16 protein-coding genes and 2 pseudogenes are annotated in these 19,717 nt (G+C 62.9%); 3 read left to right on the top strand and 15 right to left on the bottom strand.

What is annotated here, in order from left to right:
• Positions 1-66 precede the first annotated feature (66 nt).
• Positions 67-576, top strand: coding sequence for an arsenate reductase ArsC (locus tag JQK88_RS31470; RefSeq protein ID WP_203280529.1), 510 nt, complete (start codon positions 67-69; stop codon positions 574-576).
• Here the strand turns inward: JQK88_RS31470 and JQK88_RS31465 are convergent.
• The 10 genes and pseudogenes from JQK88_RS31465 to JQK88_RS31420 form a co-directional block, all read right to left on the bottom strand.
• Positions 573-1,028: a hypothetical protein gene (locus JQK88_RS31465; protein WP_203280528.1), complete on the bottom strand. Its 456-nt coding sequence runs from the start codon at positions 1,026-1,028 to the stop codon at positions 573-575. The genes JQK88_RS31470 and JQK88_RS31465 overlap by 4 nt on opposite strands.
• A 53-nt stretch (positions 1,029-1,081) precedes the next feature.
• Entirely contained in the window at positions 1,082-1,342 is a 261-nt protein-coding gene (locus tag JQK88_RS31460; protein WP_023719653.1) for a DUF2312 domain-containing protein, read from the bottom strand.
• Between the two features lie 147 nt (positions 1,343-1,489).
• Positions 1,490-4,948, bottom strand: coding sequence for a pyruvate carboxylase (gene pyc, locus JQK88_RS31455; RefSeq protein ID WP_203280527.1), 3,459 nt, complete (start codon positions 4,946-4,948; stop codon positions 1,490-1,492).
• Between the two features lie 289 nt (positions 4,949-5,237).
• The gene (locus JQK88_RS31450; RefSeq protein WP_192252458.1) at positions 5,238-6,359 is read right to left on the bottom strand and encodes a branched-chain amino acid ABC transporter substrate-binding protein; all 1,122 of its coding nucleotides are present in this window, start codon (positions 6,357-6,359) and stop codon (positions 5,238-5,240) included.
• A 137-nt stretch (positions 6,360-6,496) separates the two neighbouring features.
• Positions 6,497-6,844, bottom strand: a complete 348-nt coding sequence (locus JQK88_RS31445) for a DUF6867 family protein (protein ID WP_192252461.1) — start codon at positions 6,842-6,844, stop codon at positions 6,497-6,499.
• 17 nt (positions 6,845-6,861) lie between these two features.
• Positions 6,862-7,590 carry an ABC transporter ATP-binding protein gene (locus tag JQK88_RS31440; RefSeq protein ID WP_192252685.1) on the bottom strand — a complete coding sequence of 243 codons (729 nt, stop codon included), beginning with the start codon at positions 7,588-7,590 and terminating at the stop codon, positions 6,862-6,864.
• 17 nt (positions 7,591-7,607) lie between these two features.
• Positions 7,608-8,717, bottom strand: a pseudogene (locus JQK88_RS31435) (ABC transporter ATP-binding protein); the annotation flags it as partial.
• Positions 8,717-10,312 carry a high-affinity branched-chain amino acid ABC transporter permease LivM gene (livM, locus tag JQK88_RS31430; protein WP_203280526.1) on the bottom strand — a complete coding sequence of 532 codons (1,596 nt, stop codon included), beginning with the start codon at positions 10,310-10,312 and terminating at the stop codon, positions 8,717-8,719. The pseudogene JQK88_RS31435 and the gene livM, both read right to left, overlap by 1 nt.
• Positions 10,313-10,316: 4 nt before the next feature.
• Complete coding sequence (locus JQK88_RS31425; RefSeq protein ID WP_192252467.1) at positions 10,317-11,219, bottom strand: branched-chain amino acid ABC transporter permease; 903 nt, start codon at positions 11,217-11,219, stop codon at positions 10,317-10,319.
• A 448-nt stretch (positions 11,220-11,667) separates the two neighbouring features.
• Positions 11,668-12,049: pseudogene (locus JQK88_RS31420) on the bottom strand (ectoine synthase).
• 132 nt (positions 12,050-12,181) lie between these two features.
• Between JQK88_RS31420 and JQK88_RS31415 the strand changes: the two are divergent.
• Positions 12,182-13,081, top strand: coding sequence for a LysR substrate-binding domain-containing protein (locus JQK88_RS31415; protein WP_203280525.1), 900 nt, complete (start codon positions 12,182-12,184; stop codon positions 13,079-13,081).
• On the opposite strand, the gene JQK88_RS31410 is transcribed toward JQK88_RS31415, so the two are convergent.
• The 3 genes from JQK88_RS31410 to JQK88_RS31400 form a co-directional block, all read right to left on the bottom strand.
• Positions 13,074-14,075: a 4-hydroxyproline epimerase gene (locus JQK88_RS31410; protein WP_203280524.1), complete on the bottom strand. Its 1,002-nt coding sequence runs from the start codon at positions 14,073-14,075 to the stop codon at positions 13,074-13,076. The two genes, JQK88_RS31415 and JQK88_RS31410, sit on opposite strands and share 8 nt — an antisense overlap.
• 13 nt (positions 14,076-14,088) lie before the next feature.
• Positions 14,089-15,339, bottom strand: a complete 1,251-nt coding sequence (locus tag JQK88_RS31405) for an NAD(P)/FAD-dependent oxidoreductase (RefSeq protein ID WP_203280523.1) — start codon at positions 15,337-15,339, stop codon at positions 14,089-14,091.
• A 183-nt stretch (positions 15,340-15,522) separates the two neighbouring features.
• Complete coding sequence (locus tag JQK88_RS31400; protein WP_203280522.1) at positions 15,523-16,416, bottom strand: dihydrodipicolinate synthase family protein; 894 nt, start codon at positions 16,414-16,416, stop codon at positions 15,523-15,525.
• 69 nt (positions 16,417-16,485) lie between these two features.
• On the opposite strand from JQK88_RS31400, the gene JQK88_RS31395 reads away from it, so the two are divergent.
• A complete protein-coding gene (locus tag JQK88_RS31395; RefSeq protein WP_203280521.1) occupies positions 16,486-17,175 on the top strand; it encodes a GntR family transcriptional regulator in 690 nt (229 codons plus the stop codon).
• A gap of 8 nt (positions 17,176-17,183) precedes the next feature.
• Here the strand turns inward: JQK88_RS31395 and JQK88_RS31390 are convergent, their stop codons facing one another.
• Positions 17,184-17,495, bottom strand: coding sequence for a hypothetical protein (locus tag JQK88_RS31390; protein WP_203280520.1), 312 nt, complete (start codon positions 17,493-17,495; stop codon positions 17,184-17,186).
• Positions 17,496-17,868: 373 nt separating this feature from the next.
• On the bottom strand, positions 17,869-19,365 hold the full coding sequence (locus JQK88_RS31385) for a CoA-acylating methylmalonate-semialdehyde dehydrogenase (RefSeq protein WP_112559720.1): 1,497 nt from the start codon (positions 19,363-19,365) through the stop codon (positions 17,869-17,871).
• Positions 19,366-19,717 lie beyond the last annotated feature (352 nt).

Here is a 19,717-nt window from a genome sequence, read left to right as displayed (position 1 = left end):
CGCCGCGAAGCTACCTTGCACAACGTGCCGTTCCTTCATCCCGGTCGTCTGCGAGGGAGGTCTTTGATGAGCGACAAAAGCTACAATGTGCTGTTCCTGTGCAACGCCAATTCGGCGCGCTCGATCATGGGCGAAGCCATCCTCAACCGGGTTGGCGCCGAGAAATTCAAGGCCTTCTCCGCCGGGTCGCAGCCGAAGGGCACCGTCAATCCCTACGCGCTGCAGCTGCTTGAGAGCCTCAACTACGACACCGGCTTCGCCCGCTCAAAAGGCTGGGACGAGTTTGCAAAGCCAGACGCGCCGGAAATGGATTTCGTCTTCACCGTCTGCGATAGCACCGCCAACGAGACCTGCCCGGTCTGGCCCGGTCACCCGATGACCGCACTGTGGGCGATACCGGATCCGGCCAAGGCACAAGGCACCGACGCCGAAATGCATCTGGCCTTCGCTGATGCCTATCGCATGCTCAACAACCGCATATCGCTGTTCACCAACCTGCCGATGGACGCGCTGGACCACATGGCGTTGCAGCAGCATCTGGATGAGATCGGCCGCGACGCGCCGAAGCCGAATTAGCGCCAGCCGGTCTCAACCTGTCCCAGCACCTCAGTAACGGCGTGCTCGAAGCGCGAGCATTCCGTCACCAGCCAGTCGGCCATGGCCGGCCAGTTGTCCTCGGCAAAGCAGTTCACCCGCCACATCGAATTGATGCCGAGACCCTCGCAGCTCTGCTCCGGCCTGAGCTTCAGCCTGCCTTCGATCGCCGGCTGGAAAGGCTTCAGCCGCGACCAGGCTTCAGTGGCGCCGAACTTCTCGTTACGGCCGAAGAAGACGCCGACATGGTTTTGCGCCGGCGCGACATACATGGACAGGACCAGGGCGAAGTCCGGCAGCCCGCGCTGCCAGAACCAGGGTCCGCGCCGCGCCATGGATGCGCGTTCCTCCGGATGCCGTTCGGCGAACAGCACCCAGAAGTTGCGTTGGCGGAATTCAGAGGCGCGGCGGGCGCCAAAGTCGAATTCGCTCATGGTTCAACCCGTCGAAAGGCGCCGCTATCGACGCCCGGAGGCTGCCCCCGGCCTTACACCATGCCGAGCGCGGCCTTGTACAGATCGAGGATGGATTCTTCCTCTTGGCGCTCGGCCTGGTCCTTCTTGCGCAGCCGGATGATCGAGCGCATCGCCTTGGTGTCGAAGCCGGTGCCCTTGGCTTCGGCGAACACTTCCTTGATGTCGTCGGCGATGGTCTTCTTTTCTTCCTCGAGCCGCTCGATGCGCTCGATGAAGGCGCGCAACTGGCCGGCGGCAACAGTCTGGCTGGTCTCGGTGATGTCGTCGGCCATGTTTTTCTCCGCTTCTTTTTAGGCGCCGCGATTCTGGCGCGGCAAAATTGGAGCGGGTTCGATGCCCGAGCGGGCGCGGCGGGTCAAGCCATTATCGATGCTTCGTGGACGGCTGCTGCCAGCCGTCCCCAATGTGATCGATCCGCATCAGCCAAAGGCGATCAGCAAATCCTTGGCGTCGATCTGATCGCCGGCCTTGACCAGCACTTCGGCGATCGTGCCGTCGCGTTCGGCATGCAGCGCCGTCTCCATCTTCATGGCTTCGATGGAGAGCAGCACGTCACCAGCCTTGACCGCCTGGCCGGCGGCAACCGCAAGCGCGGAGACCACGCCGGGCATCGGCGCGCCGACATGCGCCTCGTTGCCGGGCTCGGCCTTGCGCCGTGCCTTGGCCGCCGAGGCGCCGTGCGCCCTGTCCGGCACCCGGACGCGGCGTGGCTGGCCGTTGAGCTCGAAGAACACGGTGACCATGCCCTTCTCATCGACATCGCCGATGGCAAGGCAGCGCACCACAAGCGTCTTGCCTTTCTCGATGTCCAGGAAGATCTCGTCCTCGGACTTCATGCCGTAGAAATAGGTCGGCGTCGGCAAGACGCTGACCGGCCCGTAGGTCTCCTGCGCGGCGGCAAAGTCGGTGAACACCTTCGGATACATCAGCCAGGACGCGAATTCGTACTCCGAGAGCTTGCGCTCCAGCTTCTCCTCAATTTCCTTGCGGCTGGCCTTGAGGTCTGCCGGCTTGAGCAGCGAGCCTGGCCGCACGGTGATCGGCTTGTTGTCCTTCAGCGCCTTCTTCTGCAGCTTCGCAGGCCAGCCGCCGGGCGACTGGCCGAGATCGCCGCGCAGCATCGAGACGACCGAGTCGGGGAAGGCGATGTCCTTGGCCGGGTTTTCGACGTCGGCGACGGTGAGGTCCTGGCTCACCATCATCAGCGCCATGTCGCCGACCACCTTGGATGACGGCGTCACCTTGACGATGTCCCCGAACATCAGATTGACGTCGTGATATGCTTGGGCCACCTCGTGCCAGCGCGTCTCCAGCCCGAGCGAGCGCGCCTGTTCCTTGAGGTTGGTGAACTGGCCGCCCGGCATTTCGTGCAAATAGACCTCCGAGGCCGGCCCCTTGAGGTCGCTTTCGAAGGCGGCGTACTGGTTGCGCACTGCTTCCCAGTAGAACGAGATGTTGCGGATCCATTGTGGGTCGAGGCCGGGATCGCGCTCGGTTCCCTTCAGCGCCTCGACGATCGAGCCGAGGCAAGGCTGCGAGGTGTTGCCGGAGAAGGAATCCATCGCCGCATCGATGGCGTCGACGCCGCTTTCCACGCCCGCCAGCACCGTCGCCGCCGACAGACCTGACGTATCGTGGGTGTGGAAGTGGATCGGCAAATCGGTCGCCTCGCGCAGCGCCTTGAACAGCACGCGTGCGGCGGCCGGCTTCAACAGCCCTGCCATATCCTTGACGGCGATGATGTGGGCGCCAGCGGCCTGCAATTCCTTCGCCAGCCCGACATAGTATTTGAGGTCGTATTTGGCGCGCGCCGGATCGAGGATGTCGCCGGTGTAGCAGATCGCCGCTTCGACCAGCTTGCCCTCTGCGCCCACCGCGTCCATGGCGACGCGCATATTCTCGACCCAGTTCAGGCAGTCGAAGACGCGGAACAGGTCGACGCCGCCAGCCGCTGCCTGCTTGACGAAATGCTGCACGATATTGTCGGGATAGTTGGTGTAGCCGACGCCGTTGGCGCCGCGCAGAAGCATCTGCAGCAAAAGGTTGGGGGCGGCCTCGCGCACTTTGCTCAGCCGCTCCCACGGATCCTCGGTGAGGAAGCGCATGGCGACGTCGAAAGTGGCGCCGCCCCAGCATTCCAGCGACAGCAGCCGCGGCAGTGCCCGCGCATAGGTGCCGGCAATGCCGGCAATGTCATGCGTGCGCATGCGGGTGGCGAGCAGCGACTGGTGGCCGTCGCGCATCGTCGTGTCGGTGACCAGCACCTCTTTTTGCTCACGCATCCAGGCGGCGAATTTCTCCGGCCCCAGCGCGTCGAGCTTCTGCTTGCTGCCGCCCGGCACATTGCCGTTGAGATAGGGCACGACGGGCGCTGCCGCATCGGCCTTCGGCATCGGACGGCCGCGGGTTTCGGGATGGCCGTTGACGCTGACGTCGGCCAGATAGTTGAGCAGCTTGGTGGCGCGGTCCTGCCGCTTGACCTGCGCGAACAGTTCCGGCGTCGTGTCGATGAAACGGGTCGTGTAGGAATTGTCGGCGAAGCGCGGGTGGTTGATGATCGCCTCGAGGAAGGTGAGGTTGGTCGCCACGCCGCGGATGCGGAACTCGCGCAAGGCCCGGTTCATGCGGGCAATCGCCTCGGCCGGTGTCGGCGCCCAGGCCGTCACCTTCTCCAGCAGCGGATCGTAGAAGCGGGTGATGACCGCGCCCGAATAGGCGGTGCCACCGTCAAGGCGGATGCCGAAACCGGCGGCTTCGCGATAGGCGGTGATCCGGCCGTAATCCGGAATGAAACTATGCTCCGGATCCTCGGTGGTGATGCGGCACTGCAGGGCGTGGCCGTTCAGCCTGATGTCGGCCTGCGCCGGCACGCCCGACTCTTTCGTGCCGATGGCAAAGCCGTCCAGGATGTGGATCTGCGCCTTGACGATGTCGATGCCGGTCACCTGCTCGGTGACGGTGTGCTCGACCTGGATGCGCGGATTGACCTCGATGAAGTAGAATTTGCCGGTGTCGGCGTCCTGCAGGAATTCCACCGTGCCGGCGCCGATATAGCTCGTCTCGCGCGCGATCTTGAGCGCATAGCCGCAAAGCTCCTGGCGCAATGCCTCGCTGAGGTAGGGCGCCGGCGCGCGCTCGACGACCTTCTGGTTGCGGCGCTGGATCGAACAGTCGCGCTCGAACAGATGCACGGCATTGCCGTGCGTGTCGCCAAGCACCTGGACCTCGACATGGCGGGCGCGCTCGATCAGCTTTTCGAGATAGACCTCGTCCTTGCCGAACGCGGCCTTGGCCTCACGTTTGCCTTCGGTGACTTCGCGGACCAGATCGGCCTCGGCGCGGATGGCGCGCATGCCGCGCCCACCACCGCCCCACGATGCCTTGAGCATCACCGGATAGCCGATTTCCTTGGCCAATTTCTTGACCGCGTCCATGTCGTCCGGCAGCGGGTCGGTTGCCGGGATCACCGGCACGCCGACCTCGATGGCGAGATTGCGCGCGGCGACCTTGTTGCCGAGCCGGCGCATCGTGTCTGGCTTAGGGCCGATAAAGGTGATGCCGGCCTCGGCGCAGGCATCTGCGAATTCAGGGCTTTCCGACAAAAGGCCATAGCCCGGATGGATGGCGTCGGCGCCGGACAGCCTGGCGACGCGGATCACTTCCTCGATCGACAGATAGCTTTCGATCGGCCCCATGTCCTTGTTGAGATGCGGCCCGCGCCCGACCTGGTAGCTTTCATCGGCCTTGAACCGATGCAGCGAATATTTGTCCTCCTCGGCCCAGATCGCCACGGTTTTGAGGCCGAGCTCGTTGGCGGCGCGAAAGACGCGGATGGCAATTTCGGACCGGTTGGCGACGAGGATCTTCGTAATGGCCAAGGAAGAAGGCTCCGGACATGGAGGGATGGGGCTCAGCAATGATTAACGCGAAAATGCTGCAGTGCAACCAAAATCGGGGGGCGATTAAACCGATTTAAATGGATTCTAGCACTGCAAAGCGAAAGACTGCGTGCGGATGGCGTCGCGAAGTGACGCGAATTGTCATCTCGCGCACAATCCGCTCCCGGCTAATGGTTCTTTTTAGCCAATGCCGTCGCTAGGCGCTCCGGGGTTAAAGAAAAATGCCCGGCGCAAGCGCCGGGCATTTCGTAGGGATTGCGTTATCCGATCAGGTCTTCGGCAGCCAGGTGATCTTGCCGTCCGGACCCTTCTTCCACTCGTACATGATGTAGCCCGGGAGCTTCGGATCGCCCTTCTCGTCATAGGCGAGGTCGCCCAGAACGGTCTTGAACGGACCCTTCTCATGCATCGCCTTCGCCACTTCCACCGGATCGTTCGACTTGGCCACGGCAGCGGCCTCCGCGATCACTTGCATGGCAGCGTAGGCGTACAGCGTGTAGGCTTCCGGTTCAAAGCCCTGGGCGCGGAACTTCTCGACCAGTGCCTTGTTCTCGGGGATCAGGCGGGGATCCGGACCGAAGGTGTTGAGCGTGCCGATAACCGCGTCGCCGGCGATCGCAGCCAGCTCGTCGGTGACGATGCCATCGCCCGACATCAAGGTAGCCTTGAGGCCCTGGTCAGCCGACTGGCGGATGATCAGGCCGGCTTCCGTGTGCAGGCCGCCCCAGTAGATCAGGGTGACGCCGGCGTCCTTCATCTTGGCGATCAGCGCCGAGAAGTCCTTGTCGCCGACATTGACGCCTTCGTACATGACTTCCGTCATGCCGGCCGCGTTCATCGCCTTCTTGGTTTCGTCGGCAAGGCCCTGACCGTAGGGGGTCTTGTCGTGGATGACGGCAACCTTGGCGTCCTTGAAGTTAGCCGCAATATAGGCGCCGGCGATGCCGCCCTGCTGGTCATCGCGTCCGCAGGTGCGGAACACGTTCCACAGGCCGCGCTCGGTGAATTTCGGGTTGGTCGCCGCCGGGGTCACTTCGACGATGTTGTTGTCGACATAGACTTCCTGCGACACCGGGATCGAGACGCCCGAGTTGAAGTGGCCGACCACGAACTTGACGCCGTCGCCAACGAACTTGTTGCCGACCGAAATGCCCTGCTTCGGATCGGAGACGTCGTCGCCGACTTCGAGCTTGATCTGCTCGCCATTCATGCCGCCTGCTGCATTGATGTCGGCAACGGCCGCTTCCGCACCTTTCTGCAGCTGCGCACCGAAGGCCGCATTCGGGCCGGTGATCGGACCGGCGACGCCGACGAGGACGTCAGCCCATGCGTTACCGCCGAACGCGACAAGCGCGGTCAGGGCAACGGCGGACAAAAGTGACTTCTTCATTTAAACGCTCCCATTTACGAGGTGGGCGTGGATGATACTTTCATGCGATGCCCACCCTTATCGCAGAAAGCGTACTTTGCCGATTTTCAGGCCCTTGTCACGCCGATTCATCCCCGAAACGGCGTTAATGGTGAACGTCAAGCTTTCGGTTTCCAGCTTAAGATCGAAGCCCGTTCGTAAAGCCAATTATACTGCGTCACCATCTGGTTGGTGCGCGTGTATTGATAGCCGACAAACCCCAATATCATAAGCACGATTGTGTCCACGACATAGTATTGCAGAGAAAACATCGTACCGCCGAACAGGGCATGATGGATGAACCTGATGCCGATGCCGAGCCCCAGCAGGAAGGCGAACAGCGCCGGCAGGCTGCGCCATGTCTGGGCGCTGGCCTTGCCAGTCATCCATGCCGCCCAGCCGCCGAGCAGACAGGTGACGAAGAAGAACTGCCAGATGGAAGGTTCTTCGTAGAGAATGCCTTGCATGGTGAAGACTCCTGAACTCAGTGATGGCCGCCTTCGAGATAGGCCGCGCGCACTTCCGGATTGGCGAGAAGGTCCTTGCCGGTGCCGCTCATGGTCACGTTGCCGTTGACCATGACATAGCCGCGCGTGGCGAGCTTGAGCGCGCCGAAGGCGTTCTGCTCGACCAGGAACACGGTCAGCCCTTGCGTGCGGTTCAGCTCGCGGATGGCGTCGAAGATCTGCTTGACGATCAGTGGCGCCAGGCCGAGCGACGGCTCGTCGAGCAGGAGCAGCTTCGGCCGCGCCATCAGCGCGCGTCCGATCGACAGCATCTGCTGCTCGCCGCCCGACAGCGTGCCGCCACGCTGGGCAATGCGCTCCTTGAGGCGCGGGAACAGTGTGAACACCTTCTCGGCATCCTCGTCATAGTGCTTGAGGTTGTCGAGGCCGGCGCCCATCTGCAGGTTTTCCATCACCGTCATGCGCGGGAAAATGCGCCTGCCTTCCGGCGACTGCGCGATGCGCATGCGCGCGATCTCGTGCGTCGGCATCTGGGTGATGTCGGTGCCGGCGAAAGTGATGGTGCCGGCACGCGCCCGCGGCGCACCGAAGATAGTCATCATCAGCGTCGACTTGCCGGCGCCGTTGGCGCCGATCAGCGCGACGATCTCGCCCTGGTTGACGTGCACATTGACGCCGTTCAGCGCCTTGATGTTGCCGTAGTAGGTCTCGACGCCCTTGATGTCGAGTAGCGTTGTCTCGGCCATCACTTACGCCCTCCGCGCGGCTTGGGTGTCGGGGATTTTGCAGCCGCTGGCTTGGGCTTGGCCGTCGCCCGCTCAGCCGGCTTTCTTGGCGCGACGCTGGCCCTTGCATCGACCTGTGCCGCCTTCGAGGCGCCCTTCGACACCGTAACCCGCTCGCCCTCGCTGTGGCCGATCGTGTCGCTCACCGGGCCGGCGAGATAAGACGACGACGTGCCTGGCCCGTGCGCCGTGTCAGGCCCTATGTCCAACTGCTCGATGACGTCTTCATCGCCGACCTCGGTCAGCACCGTCTCGACCTCCTCGTCGTCGACGCCGAGATAGGCGGCGATGACGCGCGGGTCGGTGCGCACCGCTTGCGGGCTGCCGTCGGAGATCTTGCGGCCGTATTCGAGCACCACGACATGGTCGGAAATCTGCATGACCACTGACATGTCATGCTCGATCAGCAGGATCGATGTACTGCTCTTGATGTCCATCAGCAGCGAATTGAGCGCGGCCGATTCCTTCGGATTGAGACCGGCCGCCGGCTCGTCGAGGCACAGAAGCTCGGGCCCCGTGCACATGGCGCGCGCGATCTCGAGGCGCCGCTGCGCGCCATAGGGCAAATCGCCGGCCGGATCGTCGGCGCGATCGACGAGATCTGCCTTCTCCAGCCAGTGCTTGGCAAGCTCCACCGATTCGGCCGAGGCCCGGCGGTAGCCGCCGATCCCGAACAGGCCCAGGATCGTATAGCCCGATGCCTTCATCAGCTTGTTGTGTTGGGCAACCAAGAGGTTCTCCAACAGCGTCATGCCCGAGAACAGGCGGATGTTCTGGAAGGTGCGCGCCACCTTGGCGCGCGCCGGGATCTCATGATTGGGCAGCCGTTCGAGCAGGAAGCTCGAGCCGTCGGCACCGTTGAGCGTGATCATGCCTTCCGACGGCTTGTAGAAGCCGGTGATGCAGTTGAAAACGGTGGTCTTGCCGGCGCCGTTCGGTCCGATCAGCGCGGTGATCTCGCCGCGCTTGGCCTGGAACGACAGGTCGCCGATGGCGACCAGGCCGCCGAATTTCATCGACAGATGCTCGACCTGGAGAATGGCGTCTTTCATGCCCGGATTGGCCTTCTGAATCGAACTCGCATTCATCAGCCGTGTCCTTCCTTGGTGAAGGAACTGGAGACCGCTCTTCGCTCCTTGAGGAAGGCTGTCGGTTCACGACTACCAACGAAGCCGCGCGGCTTCCACAGCATGACGATGACCATGGCCATGCCGAACAGAAGCATGCGGTAAAGCTCCGGCGTGAAATCCTTGCCGAAGACCTGCTTGAGAAAGTCGAGCTCCCGCAATGCCTCGGTGCCGCCGATCATCACCATTGCGGCGACCGCGATACCGACCAGCGAGCCCATGCCACCGAGCACAACGATGGCCAGGATGATCGCCGATTCCAGGAAGACGAAGGATTCAGGACTGACGAAGCCCTGCCGTGCGGAGAAGAAGGCGCCGGCAAAACCGCCGAACATGGCGCCGGTGGCAAAGGCGGTGAGCTTGGTGGTGGTGGTGTTGATGCCGAGCGAGCGGCAGGCGATCTCGTCCTCGCGCAGTGCCTCCCAGGCGCGGCCGACAGGCATGCGCCTGAGCCGTATCGTGACGAAGGCGGTCAGCAGCGCCAGCGCCAGGATCAGATAATAGAGGAAGATCTTGTAGTAGGCGCTCGACTGGGCGATGTGCAGCACCTTGCCGATATAGTTCGGGTCCGTCGAATTGAACGTCATCAGGCCGAAGAACGTGACCTTCGGAATACCAGAGATGCCGGCCGAGCCGTTGGTGACTTCACGCCAGTTGATCAGCACCAGGCGGATGATCTCGCCGAAGGCCAGAGTGACGATCGCCAGGTAGTCGCCACGCAGCCGGAGCACCGGAAAGCCGAGCATCACGCCCCAGAAGGCGGCCATGGCGCCGGCCGCCGGCAGCAGGATCCAGAACGACAGGCCGTAGTGAGAGCCGAGCAGCGCATAGGCATAGGCGCCGACCGCGTAGAAGGCGACGTAGCCGAGATCGAGCAGGCCGGCGAGGCCGACGACGATGTTCAGCCCCCAGGCCAGCATCACATAGATCAGGATCTGGATGCCGAAATTGTCGATCCACTTCAGCGAACCCTGCAGCCCGCCGACGAACGACCACGACATCAGCGACAACACGCCGACGACCAGGATCGGATAGAGCACCAATGCGGTGACCCCGAGCTTGGTGAAATTGTCGTGGATGTAGGCGCGGAAGTAAAAGATCACGCAGGCCAGCGCATAGATGACGGCCAGAGCGCGCAGGAACTGCAGATAGCCGGCCAGACCATCGCCCACCAGCCCCGGCAAGGCGCCGCCGAACACAAACAGGACCACCGCCAGCACGATGGCCCCGATGAAGGCCGGAAGCAGGAAGAAGCGCGACGCCACGCTGGCCGGCAACAGGCCGGTGGCGACATTGGCGATCTTCTGATTGGCCATGAAGGGCTGGCCATAGGCAATGTAGAAGAAGCGGCCAAGCATGGTCAGCACGACCACGGTGATGAGCAGCCACCACCGCGTCACCAGGATCAGCTGGTTGCTGATGTTCTGGTCGGTCTTCAGGCCGATGAACAGAACGAACAGGCCCAGCGAGATGGCACCGGCATAAAGCGCCTCACGAAATGCGCGCTGCACGGGGGAGGCGACGGTGTCGCGCTCCGAGGATACGGTAACCGCCATTGTCTCAGACCTTTTCGACTTCTGGCCGGCCCAAAATGCCGGAAGGCAGGAAGATCAGCACGATCGCCAGGATGGAGAACGCCGCGACGTCCTTGTAGTCGATCGAGAAATAGGCCGACCACATGCTTTCGATGAAGCCGATCAAAAGCCCGCCAAGCACGGCGCCCGGCAGAGACCCGATGCCGCCGAGAACGGCCGCGGTGAAGGCCTTGACCCCCGGCACGAAGCCGTCGGAGAAGGCGATGACGCCGTAATACATCAGGAACAGCGTGCCGGCGACGGCCGCAAGCGCTGCGCCCATGATGAAGGTGATCGAGATCGTACGATCGACGTCGACGCCGAGCAGCGCGGCCATCTTGCGATCCTGTTCGCAAGCGCGCTGGGCGCGGCCAAGCGAGGTCCTGTTGACCAGGTACCAGAACAGCGCCAGCAGCAGCGCCGTGACGATGACGATGATGATCTGCTTCAGCGACACGCTGATGCCGTTGATGTTGTAGACCTGGCTGACCATCGGCGGGATCGGCTTGTTGCGCGGACCCTGCGTCACCTGGATGAAGTTCGACAGCGCGATCGACATGCCGATGGCGGTGATCAGCGGCGCCAGCCGGAACGAACCGCGCAGCGGCCGGTAGGCCACCTTCTCAATCGTCCAGTTGTAGAGGCTGGTGAGCAGCATCGCCACGATCATCATGATCAGCAGCGCCAGGACGACCGGCACCGAATAGAACAAGGCGCCGAGGATGAGGAAGACGACGAGGGCGGCGAAGGCCCCGACCATGAAAATGTCGCCGTGGGCGAAGTTGATCATGCCGATGATGCCGTAGACCATCGTGTAGCCGATTGCGATCAGCCCATAGATCGATCCCAGCGTCAGCCCATTGATAAGCTGCTGGACAAAGTACTGCATGTGTACATGGCTCCCCTGGAATGTCGCCCATGCAGACGCATTCCTTTTCGTATTTCCCCTAGTCGTAAAGTTTCGAGCCCGGATTGCAACGTGATTTTTCAAACGTCGTGCGTGTTTTGCCGGCACGCCGTCCGATTGCCCGTTTTTTTGCTCCCGACCCCTGGACTATCGCGGACCCTATCATTGGCATAACGCAATGTCTTTGACGATTCAGCCGGACCATGCACCCCGTTTCGAAGAAATCGCCGTCAAAATTAGGTGATGAGACGATTCGTTGCGTTGCTGACAGGCTTCGTTTTTTAGCCACATTCCTTTCCGCAGAGGCAAGATTCTTGCTGCCTAGCCACAAAGCGTTGATCGAGTCGGCCGCGATGGCCGATAAAAGACCCTGTTGAACCCGAGCTTCCAGGCCCGGCCGCCGGACAAGGAAGCGACTGCCCGTCTGTGATCAGTAGGCGGATCCACCGTCCTCGCTCAGCGCATGCCGTTCCGTGCCTTTCAAGGGTGGATTGAAAACGCTGACCAGGATCATGTCGCCTGCGGCGTCGGCCCGCAGATAATGCTCGTCATGCTCATTGAGCACATAGATCGTACCCGATGCGGTGCACCGCACCGGACATGTCCTCGACCTCGCCGGTGCCGGCGATGCAGTAGCAGGCCTCGAAATGCCTGACATAGTGGAGGCGCGATTCGCTGCCGGCGCGCACGACGGTGTGACAGACGGTGAAGCCCATGCCGTCCTGCTGGGTCAGCAGCCGGTGGCTGGTGCCATTGCCCCAATTCACGAAGAAGTCAGATTTTTCTACATCAGCCAATAGTCTGGTGAACATGACGATTTCCCTGCGGATGCCGGCCAAGGACCGGGAAGTTGCGGATGGATTGGTGATCCACGGCAGAGATGCTGCATGCCGGGCGGATTTTCAAATGATTGCTTCTCACGGTCATGTTAGTAAATCTTACAGATGGACTACATTCCGCTGAACGCCATCCGGGCCTTTGAGGCTGCCTCCCGCCGCTTGAGCTTTTCCGCTGCCGCCGAAGAGTTGCATGTGACCCATCCGGCGATCAGTCACCAGATAAGGCGCCTGGAGGAGTGGCTGGGCGAGCCTCTGTTCCACCGCGACGCGCGCAAGGTAAGGCTGACCGATGCCGGCGTGATCCTGCAGGCGTCAGCGAGCGCAGCCCTTGCCGAACTCGGCGCCACCTGCCGGCGCATCCGCCGCAATGCCGCGGCGGCGACGATTTCTGTCGGCTGCATCCCGTCCATCGCCAGCCGCTGGTTTGTGCCCCGCCTGCCAGCCTTCACCGCCAGTCACCCCGACATCGGCATGCGCGTCGCCTATGCCAAAGCCGAGGACAGGCTTGGCGATGGCGACAACGATGTGCTGATCACGCTCGGCGCCGATCCGACGCCCGGCGTCACCAGCCTGAAACTGTTTTCGCGCCTCAACCGCCCGGTGTGCAGCCCCTACTATCTGGCCGGCAGGGAGCATCTCAGGACACCTGCCGGGATCGCCGGCGCCGACCTGCTGCACGACGAGAACCGCCAGGGCTGGAGCGATTGGTTTGCCGAGGCCGGACTGGCCAAGGTCGATGTCGGCAACGGGCCGGTCTTTGCCGACTTCAACATCCTTGCCACCGCGGTCATCGCCGGGCATGGCGTGGCGCTATGCCCGGTCGATGTCTTTCGCGACGAACTGAAGCGCGGCGACCTGGTGGTCCTGTCCGACATATCGACGAACCGCGACAAGGCTTATTTCCTGACCATGGCGGCGAATGCCTCCCCCGCCGCACTCACCTTCGCCGACTGGTTCCGTCGGGAAGTCTCGGTCGATGCCGAGGGCAACCAGCCCGCTACTTGACGACGAACCCATGCGCGAACGGATCGCGGTCGTCGATGAAGATAGTGTTCAGACCGGTCATCCGCGCCCAGCCGCCAATCGAAGGGATGATGGCCGGCTTGCCGGCAACGGTGACGTCCTTTTCGACCTTACCCTTGAACAGCGAACCGATGATCGATTCATGGACGAAGCTGTCGCCGGCCTTGAGCTTGCCCTTGGCGTGAAGCTGCGCCATGCGTGCCGAAGTGCCCGTGCCGCAGGGCGAGCGGTCGATCGCCTTGTCGCCATAGAAGACGGCATTGCGCGCATCGGCGCCCGCCACCGTCGGCTTGCCCGTCCACAGCATGTGCGACAGCCGGTTGATCTCAGGATTTTCCGGATGCACGAACGAATACTTCTCGTTGAGCCGCTGCCGCACCACCGGGCTCCAGGCGATGAAATCGCCAGCGGAGTAGTCAGCCATATCGCGGTAATTCGCCTGCGGTTCGACGATGGCGTAGAAATTGCCGCCATAAGCGACATCGACCGTAATCTCGCCAAGCTGCGGACACGCCACCGTCAGCCCTTCCGCATAAAGGAAGGACGGCACATTGGTGATACGCACCTCTTCGACATAATCGCCAACCTGTTTGTATTCGGCGATGACCAGCCCGGCCGGCGTGTCGAGCCTGAGCACACCCGGCGTTTTCGGCTTGATCAGCCCATGTTCGATGGCCATCGTCACCGTGCCGATCGTGCCGTGGCCGCACATTGGCAGGCAGCCCGATGTCTCGATGAACAGGATGGCGATGTCGCAATCCTCGCGCGTCGGCGGATAAAGGATCGAGCCCGACATCACGTCATGGCCGCGCGGCTCGAACATCAGCCCGGTGCGGATCCAGTCATACTCCGCCAGGAAATGCGCTCGCCGTTCCATCATCGTCGACCCCTCGAGCAAGGGACCGCCGCCAGCGACCAGCCGCACCGGATTGCCGCAAGTATGGCCGTCGATGCAGAAGAAGGATTTTTTGGCCATGATTTCCTCGAACTCAAAACCGTTGCGGGCTGAAGGGGGTAAGATCGATCGGCGAAGTCTGCCCGAGAACGAGATCGCGGATCAAGCGGCCGCTGGCCGCCGCCTGGGTCAGGCCGAGATGGCCATGGCCAAAGGCGTAGACAGCGTTGGGCGCAATGCGCGCCGTGCCGATGACCGGCAGCGAATCCGGCAGCGACGGACGATAGCCCATCCATTCGCGGCCGCCTGACGGGTCCAGCCCCGGCAGGAATTGTTTGGCTTTTTCCAGCATCGCCTTCGAGCGCGCAAAATTCGGCGGCCGGTCGAGTCCGCCCAGCTCGACGGCGCCGCCGACACGCAGTCCCGTGCCGAGCGGCGTGATGACGAAACCGTGGCCGGAGAAGATCAGCATCCGCTGCACGGCGAAGGCGGTCTTCGGCAATGTCGTGTTGTAGCCGCGCTCGGTCTCCAAAGGGATAATGTCGCCGAGGTTCTTGGCCAGCAGATGCGACCATGCGCCGGCAGCAACGACGAGATGCCGTGCCTGCCGGACAGTGCCGTCGGCCAGCGTCAGCGTCACGCCGGCATGATCGGCCACGACGCGCTCGATGCGCGCTTTTTCGAAACGCGCGCCCAACCCTTCGGCATAGGCCCAGACTGCCTTGCCGAGCAGTTTCGGGTCGGCGACGGTCTTCCATCCCGGCACGAACGTGCCCTTGATGAAGCGCGGCGACAGCCCAGGCTGCAGCCGCGCCAGTTCCTCGCCTTCGACATGGCGAAAGCCGATGCCGAAGCGCTCTCGCGCCGCCCAGCCCGACAGTCCGGCCTGGAACTCTGCCTCGCTTTCGTAAAGTTCCAGCGAACCATCCTCGTGCAGCATCGGCCGCGTGCCGGACCGCTCGAGCAACCCCATCCATTCGGCCTCGGCGAGCCTCATCATGCCCGCCTGTGCCACAAGGCTCGCCTCATAATGCCGCGGCGCGCCAGCGCGCCAGAAGCGGAACAGCCATGGCAGGAGCTTCGGCAGATAGGCCGGTGGGATGCTGAGCGGTCCGAGCGGATCGGCAAGCCATTTCGGCAATTGCCGCATCATGCCCTTATGCGCCATCGGCAGCACATCGGAGAAGGCTAAGGCGGCGGCATTGCCGGAGCTGGTTTCCTCGCAAATGCCGGTCCGGTCGAAGATGGTGACGCTGCGCCCGGCCTCAGCCAGCAGGGCTGCGGCACAGATGCCGACAATGCCGCCACCCACAATGGCGATGTCAATTGAAGCATCGCTGTTCATGACCACGCGCCGTGCAAAAATGGCCAGTCTCGCTTCTCCGAGCCAGCCCCCTCATCCGGCCCTTCGGGCCACCTTCTCCCCGGTGGGGAGAAGAGACCAGCACCATCGCTGGCTATCTCTTCTCCCCTCGGGGAGAAGGTGGCCGCGAAGCGGCCGGATGAGGGGGCCTGCAGCATTGCCAATTCAGAACGTCGGCAGCTTCGGCCGTATCGCCAATGCGTCCTTGACGATCTTCTCGACTGTCTTGCGGCGCTCGCCTGACAGCGGCTGGCGCGGCATGCGCACGCGGTCGTTGGTCTGGATGGCGAACACTTCGGCAAGCTTGATGTTTTGTACCAGATAGGTCGACACGTCGAGATCGAGCAGCGGCCGGAACCAGCGGTAGATCGAAAGCGCCTCCTCGCGGCGGCCCTGCTTCATCAGCTGGAAGATGGCCACCGTCTCGCGCGGGAAGGCCGTGACCAGACCCGCTACCCAGCCGATGGCGCCGACCGACAGCGCCTCGAAAGCGAGATTGTCGACGCCGGTGAACAAATCATAGCGGTCGCCGAAGCGGTTGATGATCTCGGTCGAACGCCTGATATCGTCGGACGATTCCTTGATGGCGACGAAGCGCTTGTCGGCGGCCAGCTCCTCCATCTGGTCGACGGTGACGTCGACGCGGTAGGCGAGCCGGTTGGAGTAGATCATCACCGGCAGGTCGCCGGCCTGGGCGACGGCGCGCAAGGCGGCGACCGTCTCTTCCGGGTTGGTGTGATAGATCGGGCTCGGCACCACCATCAGCCCGTTGGCGCCTTCCTTGGCGGCGCGCTTGGCGATGCTTGCCGCCTCGCGGGTGCCGGCCTCGTTGACCGTCAGCAGCACCGGCTTGTTCCCGGCGACTTTCTGTGCCGTCTTTAGCACCTCGATCTTTTCGTCATGCGACAGCATCGGGCCTTCGCCGAGCGAGCCGCAGACGATGATGCCGTCGCAGCCGGCCTCCATCTGCAAGGCAAAGCAGCGCTCCATCTCGGCATGGTCGAGGCGGTCGTCAGCAGTGAATTTGGTCGTGACGGCGGGGAAAACTCCGGTCCACATAGCTGTCTCTCCATCTGATATATCAGCCGTATATCTGGTAAGAAATCTACTGTCAATGCGGAATCTGCTATGATATATCTAAAATATATCAGGAGCGGACCTTTGATATCCACCGACACTGCATCCCCAGAGCCGGCTGCCACCAAGGCCTATCGCGCGCTCGAGCATATGATCGTGACGCTGGAACTGGCGCCGGCGAGCTTTGTCACCGAGGGCGCCCTGATCGAAAGGCTCGGCCTCGGCCGCACGCCAGTGCGCGAGGCGATCCAGCGCCTGGCCTGGGAAGGCTTGCTCGACATAAGGCCACGCGCCGGCATCGCCATTGCGCCGCTGCATCCCGGCGATTGGCTGCGCGTGCTTGACGCGCGCCGCGGCGTCGAGGTGGTGCTGGCACGCTCAGCCGCCCGTTTCGTCACCCGCGAGGCCGCCGACATGTTTCACGACGCAGCACTTGCCATGCAGAAGGCGGTCATCTCGGGCAACGTGCTGGCCTTCATCCAGGCCGACAAGGCGCTCGACGAGGCGCTGGCGCACGCTGCCGACAACCCGTTCGCGGCGCGGCTGGCCGCGCCCTTGCAGACCCACAGCCGCCGCTTCTGGTTCCGCTACAAGGCCGACACCGGGCTCGCCGAATCCGCCGAGCACCATGTCGCGCTGATCCGCTCGATCCTGGACGGCGATGAGGAAGCCGCCGCCAAGGACGCCAAGCGCCTGATGGCGCTGCTGCGTGGCCATGCCGAGACGGCGGCGACGCGCTGAACGGGCGATCAGATTCCTTGCGCGGTGGCGATGGCGGTATTCTCCCATCCGTCACCGGTCGCGAAGATGCAGCTTCGGCCCTTCACGTCGGTCACCAGCATCGACCAGGTCCCATCTGCCGCAACATAGATCTCGACAATGGCGGCCTCGCCGACCACACCGTAGCCGATCTGCTTTTGCTGAAAGGCCTGCGCCAACCCCGCGACGAGGTCGCTGTGGCCACCGCAGATAAATTGCGCCTGTGCCGATAGCGTCGACAGCGCCAGCGCGGTGCCGATCGCGGCTATCCTGATCCATCGAAACGAAAATTTGTGTGCCATGGGCACCTCCTTCGCCTTGGCGTTCCGGCAAAGGGAGGCACATGGGGCAGCCTCAATATGCCGGAGCGTTCCAGGCCGGGTCCGACGTCTTCATCACGTCACTCCTTCTGGTTTTCCGGTCTGTCGTCAGGGAATTTTATCATTCCCTTGAATCGATATGGTGAGGCCCCGATCTGAAAACAAGCACCATTGCCTTGCCCTCGCCGGTGCCAACCGGACCGCCAAAGACGAAAAAGGCGGGATGACCCGCCTCTTTCTGTATTTGGAATGTTTCCCGAACTCCATCGTCGGGATGACGAACTCCGCACCGCCCTTGATGCCTGCCTGCGCGCGACAGCCAAAGGCGAGGACGCGCAAGTGAAAGAACGTCCGGTCAGTTCATCGTCGGGATGACGAATTCCGCGCCATCCTTGATGCCGGACGGCCAGCGCGACGTCACCGTCTTGGTCTTGGTGTAGAAGCGGAATGCATCCGGGCCGTGCTGGTTGAGGTCGCCAAAGGACGAGGCCTTCCAGCCGCCGAACGTGTAGTAGGCGATCGGAACCGGGATCGGCACGTTGACGCCGACCATGCCGACCTGGACACGGGAAGCGAAGTCACGCGCCGCATCGCCGTCGCGGGTGAAGATGGCGACGCCATTACCCATTTCGTGATCGTTGGCGAGCTTGATGGCGTTCTCATAGGTCGGCGCGCGCACCACCGACAGCACCGGCCCAAAAATCTCTTCCTTGTAGATGCGCATGTCGGCGGTGACGTTGTCGAACAGGCAGCCGCCCATATAGTAGCCGTCCTCGTAGCCCTGCATGGAGAAGCCGCGGCCATCGACGACCAGCTTGGCGCCTTCCTTGACGCCGATGTCGACATAGCCCTTGACCCGCTCCAGAGCTTGGCGCGTCACCAGCGGACCGAAATCAGCGGAGGAATCGGTCGATGGGCCAACCTTTAGGCTTTCGACACGCGGGACCAGTTTTTCCATCAGCCGGTTGGCGGTGTCATTGCCGACGGGCACCGCCACCGAGATCGCCATGCAGCGCTCGCCGGCCGAGCCGTAGCCGGCGCCGATCAGCGCATCGACCGTCTGGTCCATGTCGGCGTCGGGCATGATGATCATGTGGTTCTTGGCGCCGCCGAAGCACTGCACGCGTTTTCCCGCCGCCGTGCCGCGCGAATAGATGTAATGGGCGATCGGCGTCGAGCCGACGAAGCCGATGGCCTTGATGTCGGCATCGTCGAGGATGGCGTCGACGACATCCTTGTCGCCATTGACGACGTTGAGGATGCCGGCCGGCAGGCCGGCCTCGATGAACAGTTCGGCGATGCGCATCGGCACGCCCGGGTCGCGCTCCGAAGGCTTCAGGATGAACGCGTTGCCGCAAGCGATTGCCGGCGCGATCTTCCACAGCGGGATCATCGCCGGGAAATTGAACGGCGTGATGCCGGCGACGACGCCGAGCGGCTGGCGCATCGAATAGACGTCGATGCCGGGGCCGGCGCCGTCGGTGAATTCGCCCTTCATCATGTGCGGCGCGCCGATGCAGACTTCAACCACTTCGAGGCCGCGCTGGATGTCGCCCTTGGCGTCGGCGATGGTCTTGCCATGCTCGCGCGCCAGTATGTCGGCCAGTTCGTCATAGTCGCGGGCGACCAGTTCGAGGAATTTCATCAAGACGCGCACGCGGCGCTGCGGGTTGGTGGCGGCCCATTTCGGCTGCGCCTCCTTGGCATTCTCGACTGCCGCGCGCAGTTCCGCTGGCGAAGCCAGCGCCACCGTGCCGCGCACCGTGCCGTCCATCGGCTGCATGACATCCTGCTTGCGCCCGCTGGTTCCGGCGACATGCTTGCCGCCGATGAAATGACCGTATTCGATCATGGTTTCTCTCCCTGAGTTTGTGATGATGCATTCAACGCCTTTGCAGGCGCGAAGGCAACGCGAGGGAGAACGCAACCGTTGTGCAGGGATTAGACAACGGCCGATGGGTGTGCATTAATTGCCGCAAATAGCGATGTTCTGTTGATTGGCAGCAAGGATAGAGAGTTGCGATCCTTCAAACCCCCCTCTGGCCTGCCGGCCATCTCCCCCGCAAGGGGGGAGATCAGCAGCGTCAGCGACGGTGCCTTTCTTTCAGCGGTCAAGATTGGCGAAAGCCGGAGTGACATCCAATCTCCCCCCTTGCGGGGGAGATGGCCGGCAGGCCAGAGGGGGGTGGGCGGGAACGCGGCGC

Source organism: Mesorhizobium caraganae (assembly GCF_016836705.1).
Classification (GTDB): domain Bacteria; phylum Pseudomonadota; class Alphaproteobacteria; order Rhizobiales; family Rhizobiaceae; genus Mesorhizobium; species Mesorhizobium caraganae.
Note: the sequence above shows the minus strand (reverse complement) of the source record. Positions and strands in the feature narration are given on the sequence as shown.

What these genes read in the sequence shown, in the direction of transcription:
- JQK88_RS31425 (WP_192252467.1), bottom strand. Translation starts at nt 11,219, where the DNA reads ATGCAGTACTTTGTCCAGCAGCTTATCAATGGGCTGACGCTGGGATCG.
- JQK88_RS31390 (WP_203280520.1), bottom strand. Translation starts at nt 17,495, where the DNA reads ATGGCACACAAATTTTCGTTTCGATGGATCAGGATAGCCGCGATCGGC.
- JQK88_RS31395 (WP_203280521.1), top strand. Translation starts at nt 16,486, where the DNA reads ATGATATATCTAAAATATATCAGGAGCGGACCTTTGATATCCACCGAC.
- JQK88_RS31470 (WP_203280529.1), top strand. Translation starts at nt 67, where the DNA reads ATGAGCGACAAAAGCTACAATGTGCTGTTCCTGTGCAACGCCAATTCG.
- JQK88_RS31440 (WP_192252685.1), bottom strand. Translation starts at nt 7,590, where the DNA reads ATGGCCGAGACAACGCTACTCGACATCAAGGGCGTCGAGACCTACTAC.
- JQK88_RS31400 (WP_203280522.1), bottom strand. Translation starts at nt 16,416, where the DNA reads ATGTGGACCGGAGTTTTCCCCGCCGTCACGACCAAATTCACTGCTGAC.
- livM (WP_203280526.1), bottom strand. Translation starts at nt 10,312, where the DNA reads ATGGCGGTTACCGTATCCTCGGAGCGCGACACCGTCGCCTCCCCCGTG.
- JQK88_RS31385 (WP_112559720.1), bottom strand. Translation starts at nt 19,365, where the DNA reads ATGATCGAATACGGTCATTTCATCGGCGGCAAGCATGTCGCCGGAACC.
- JQK88_RS31465 (WP_203280528.1), bottom strand. Translation starts at nt 1,028, where the DNA reads ATGAGCGAATTCGACTTTGGCGCCCGCCGCGCCTCTGAATTCCGCCAA.
- JQK88_RS31410 (WP_203280524.1), bottom strand. Translation starts at nt 14,075, where the DNA reads ATGGCCAAAAAATCCTTCTTCTGCATCGACGGCCATACTTGCGGCAAT.
- JQK88_RS31450 (WP_192252458.1), bottom strand. Translation starts at nt 6,359, where the DNA reads ATGAAGAAGTCACTTTTGTCCGCCGTTGCCCTGACCGCGCTTGTCGCG.
- JQK88_RS31405 (WP_203280523.1), bottom strand. Translation starts at nt 15,339, where the DNA reads ATGAACAGCGATGCTTCAATTGACATCGCCATTGTGGGTGGCGGCATT.
- JQK88_RS31460 (WP_023719653.1), bottom strand. Translation starts at nt 1,342, where the DNA reads ATGGCCGACGACATCACCGAGACCAGCCAGACTGTTGCCGCCGGCCAG.
- JQK88_RS31415 (WP_203280525.1), top strand. Translation starts at nt 12,182, where the DNA reads ATGGACTACATTCCGCTGAACGCCATCCGGGCCTTTGAGGCTGCCTCC.
- JQK88_RS31445 (WP_192252461.1), bottom strand. Translation starts at nt 6,844, where the DNA reads ATGCAAGGCATTCTCTACGAAGAACCTTCCATCTGGCAGTTCTTCTTC.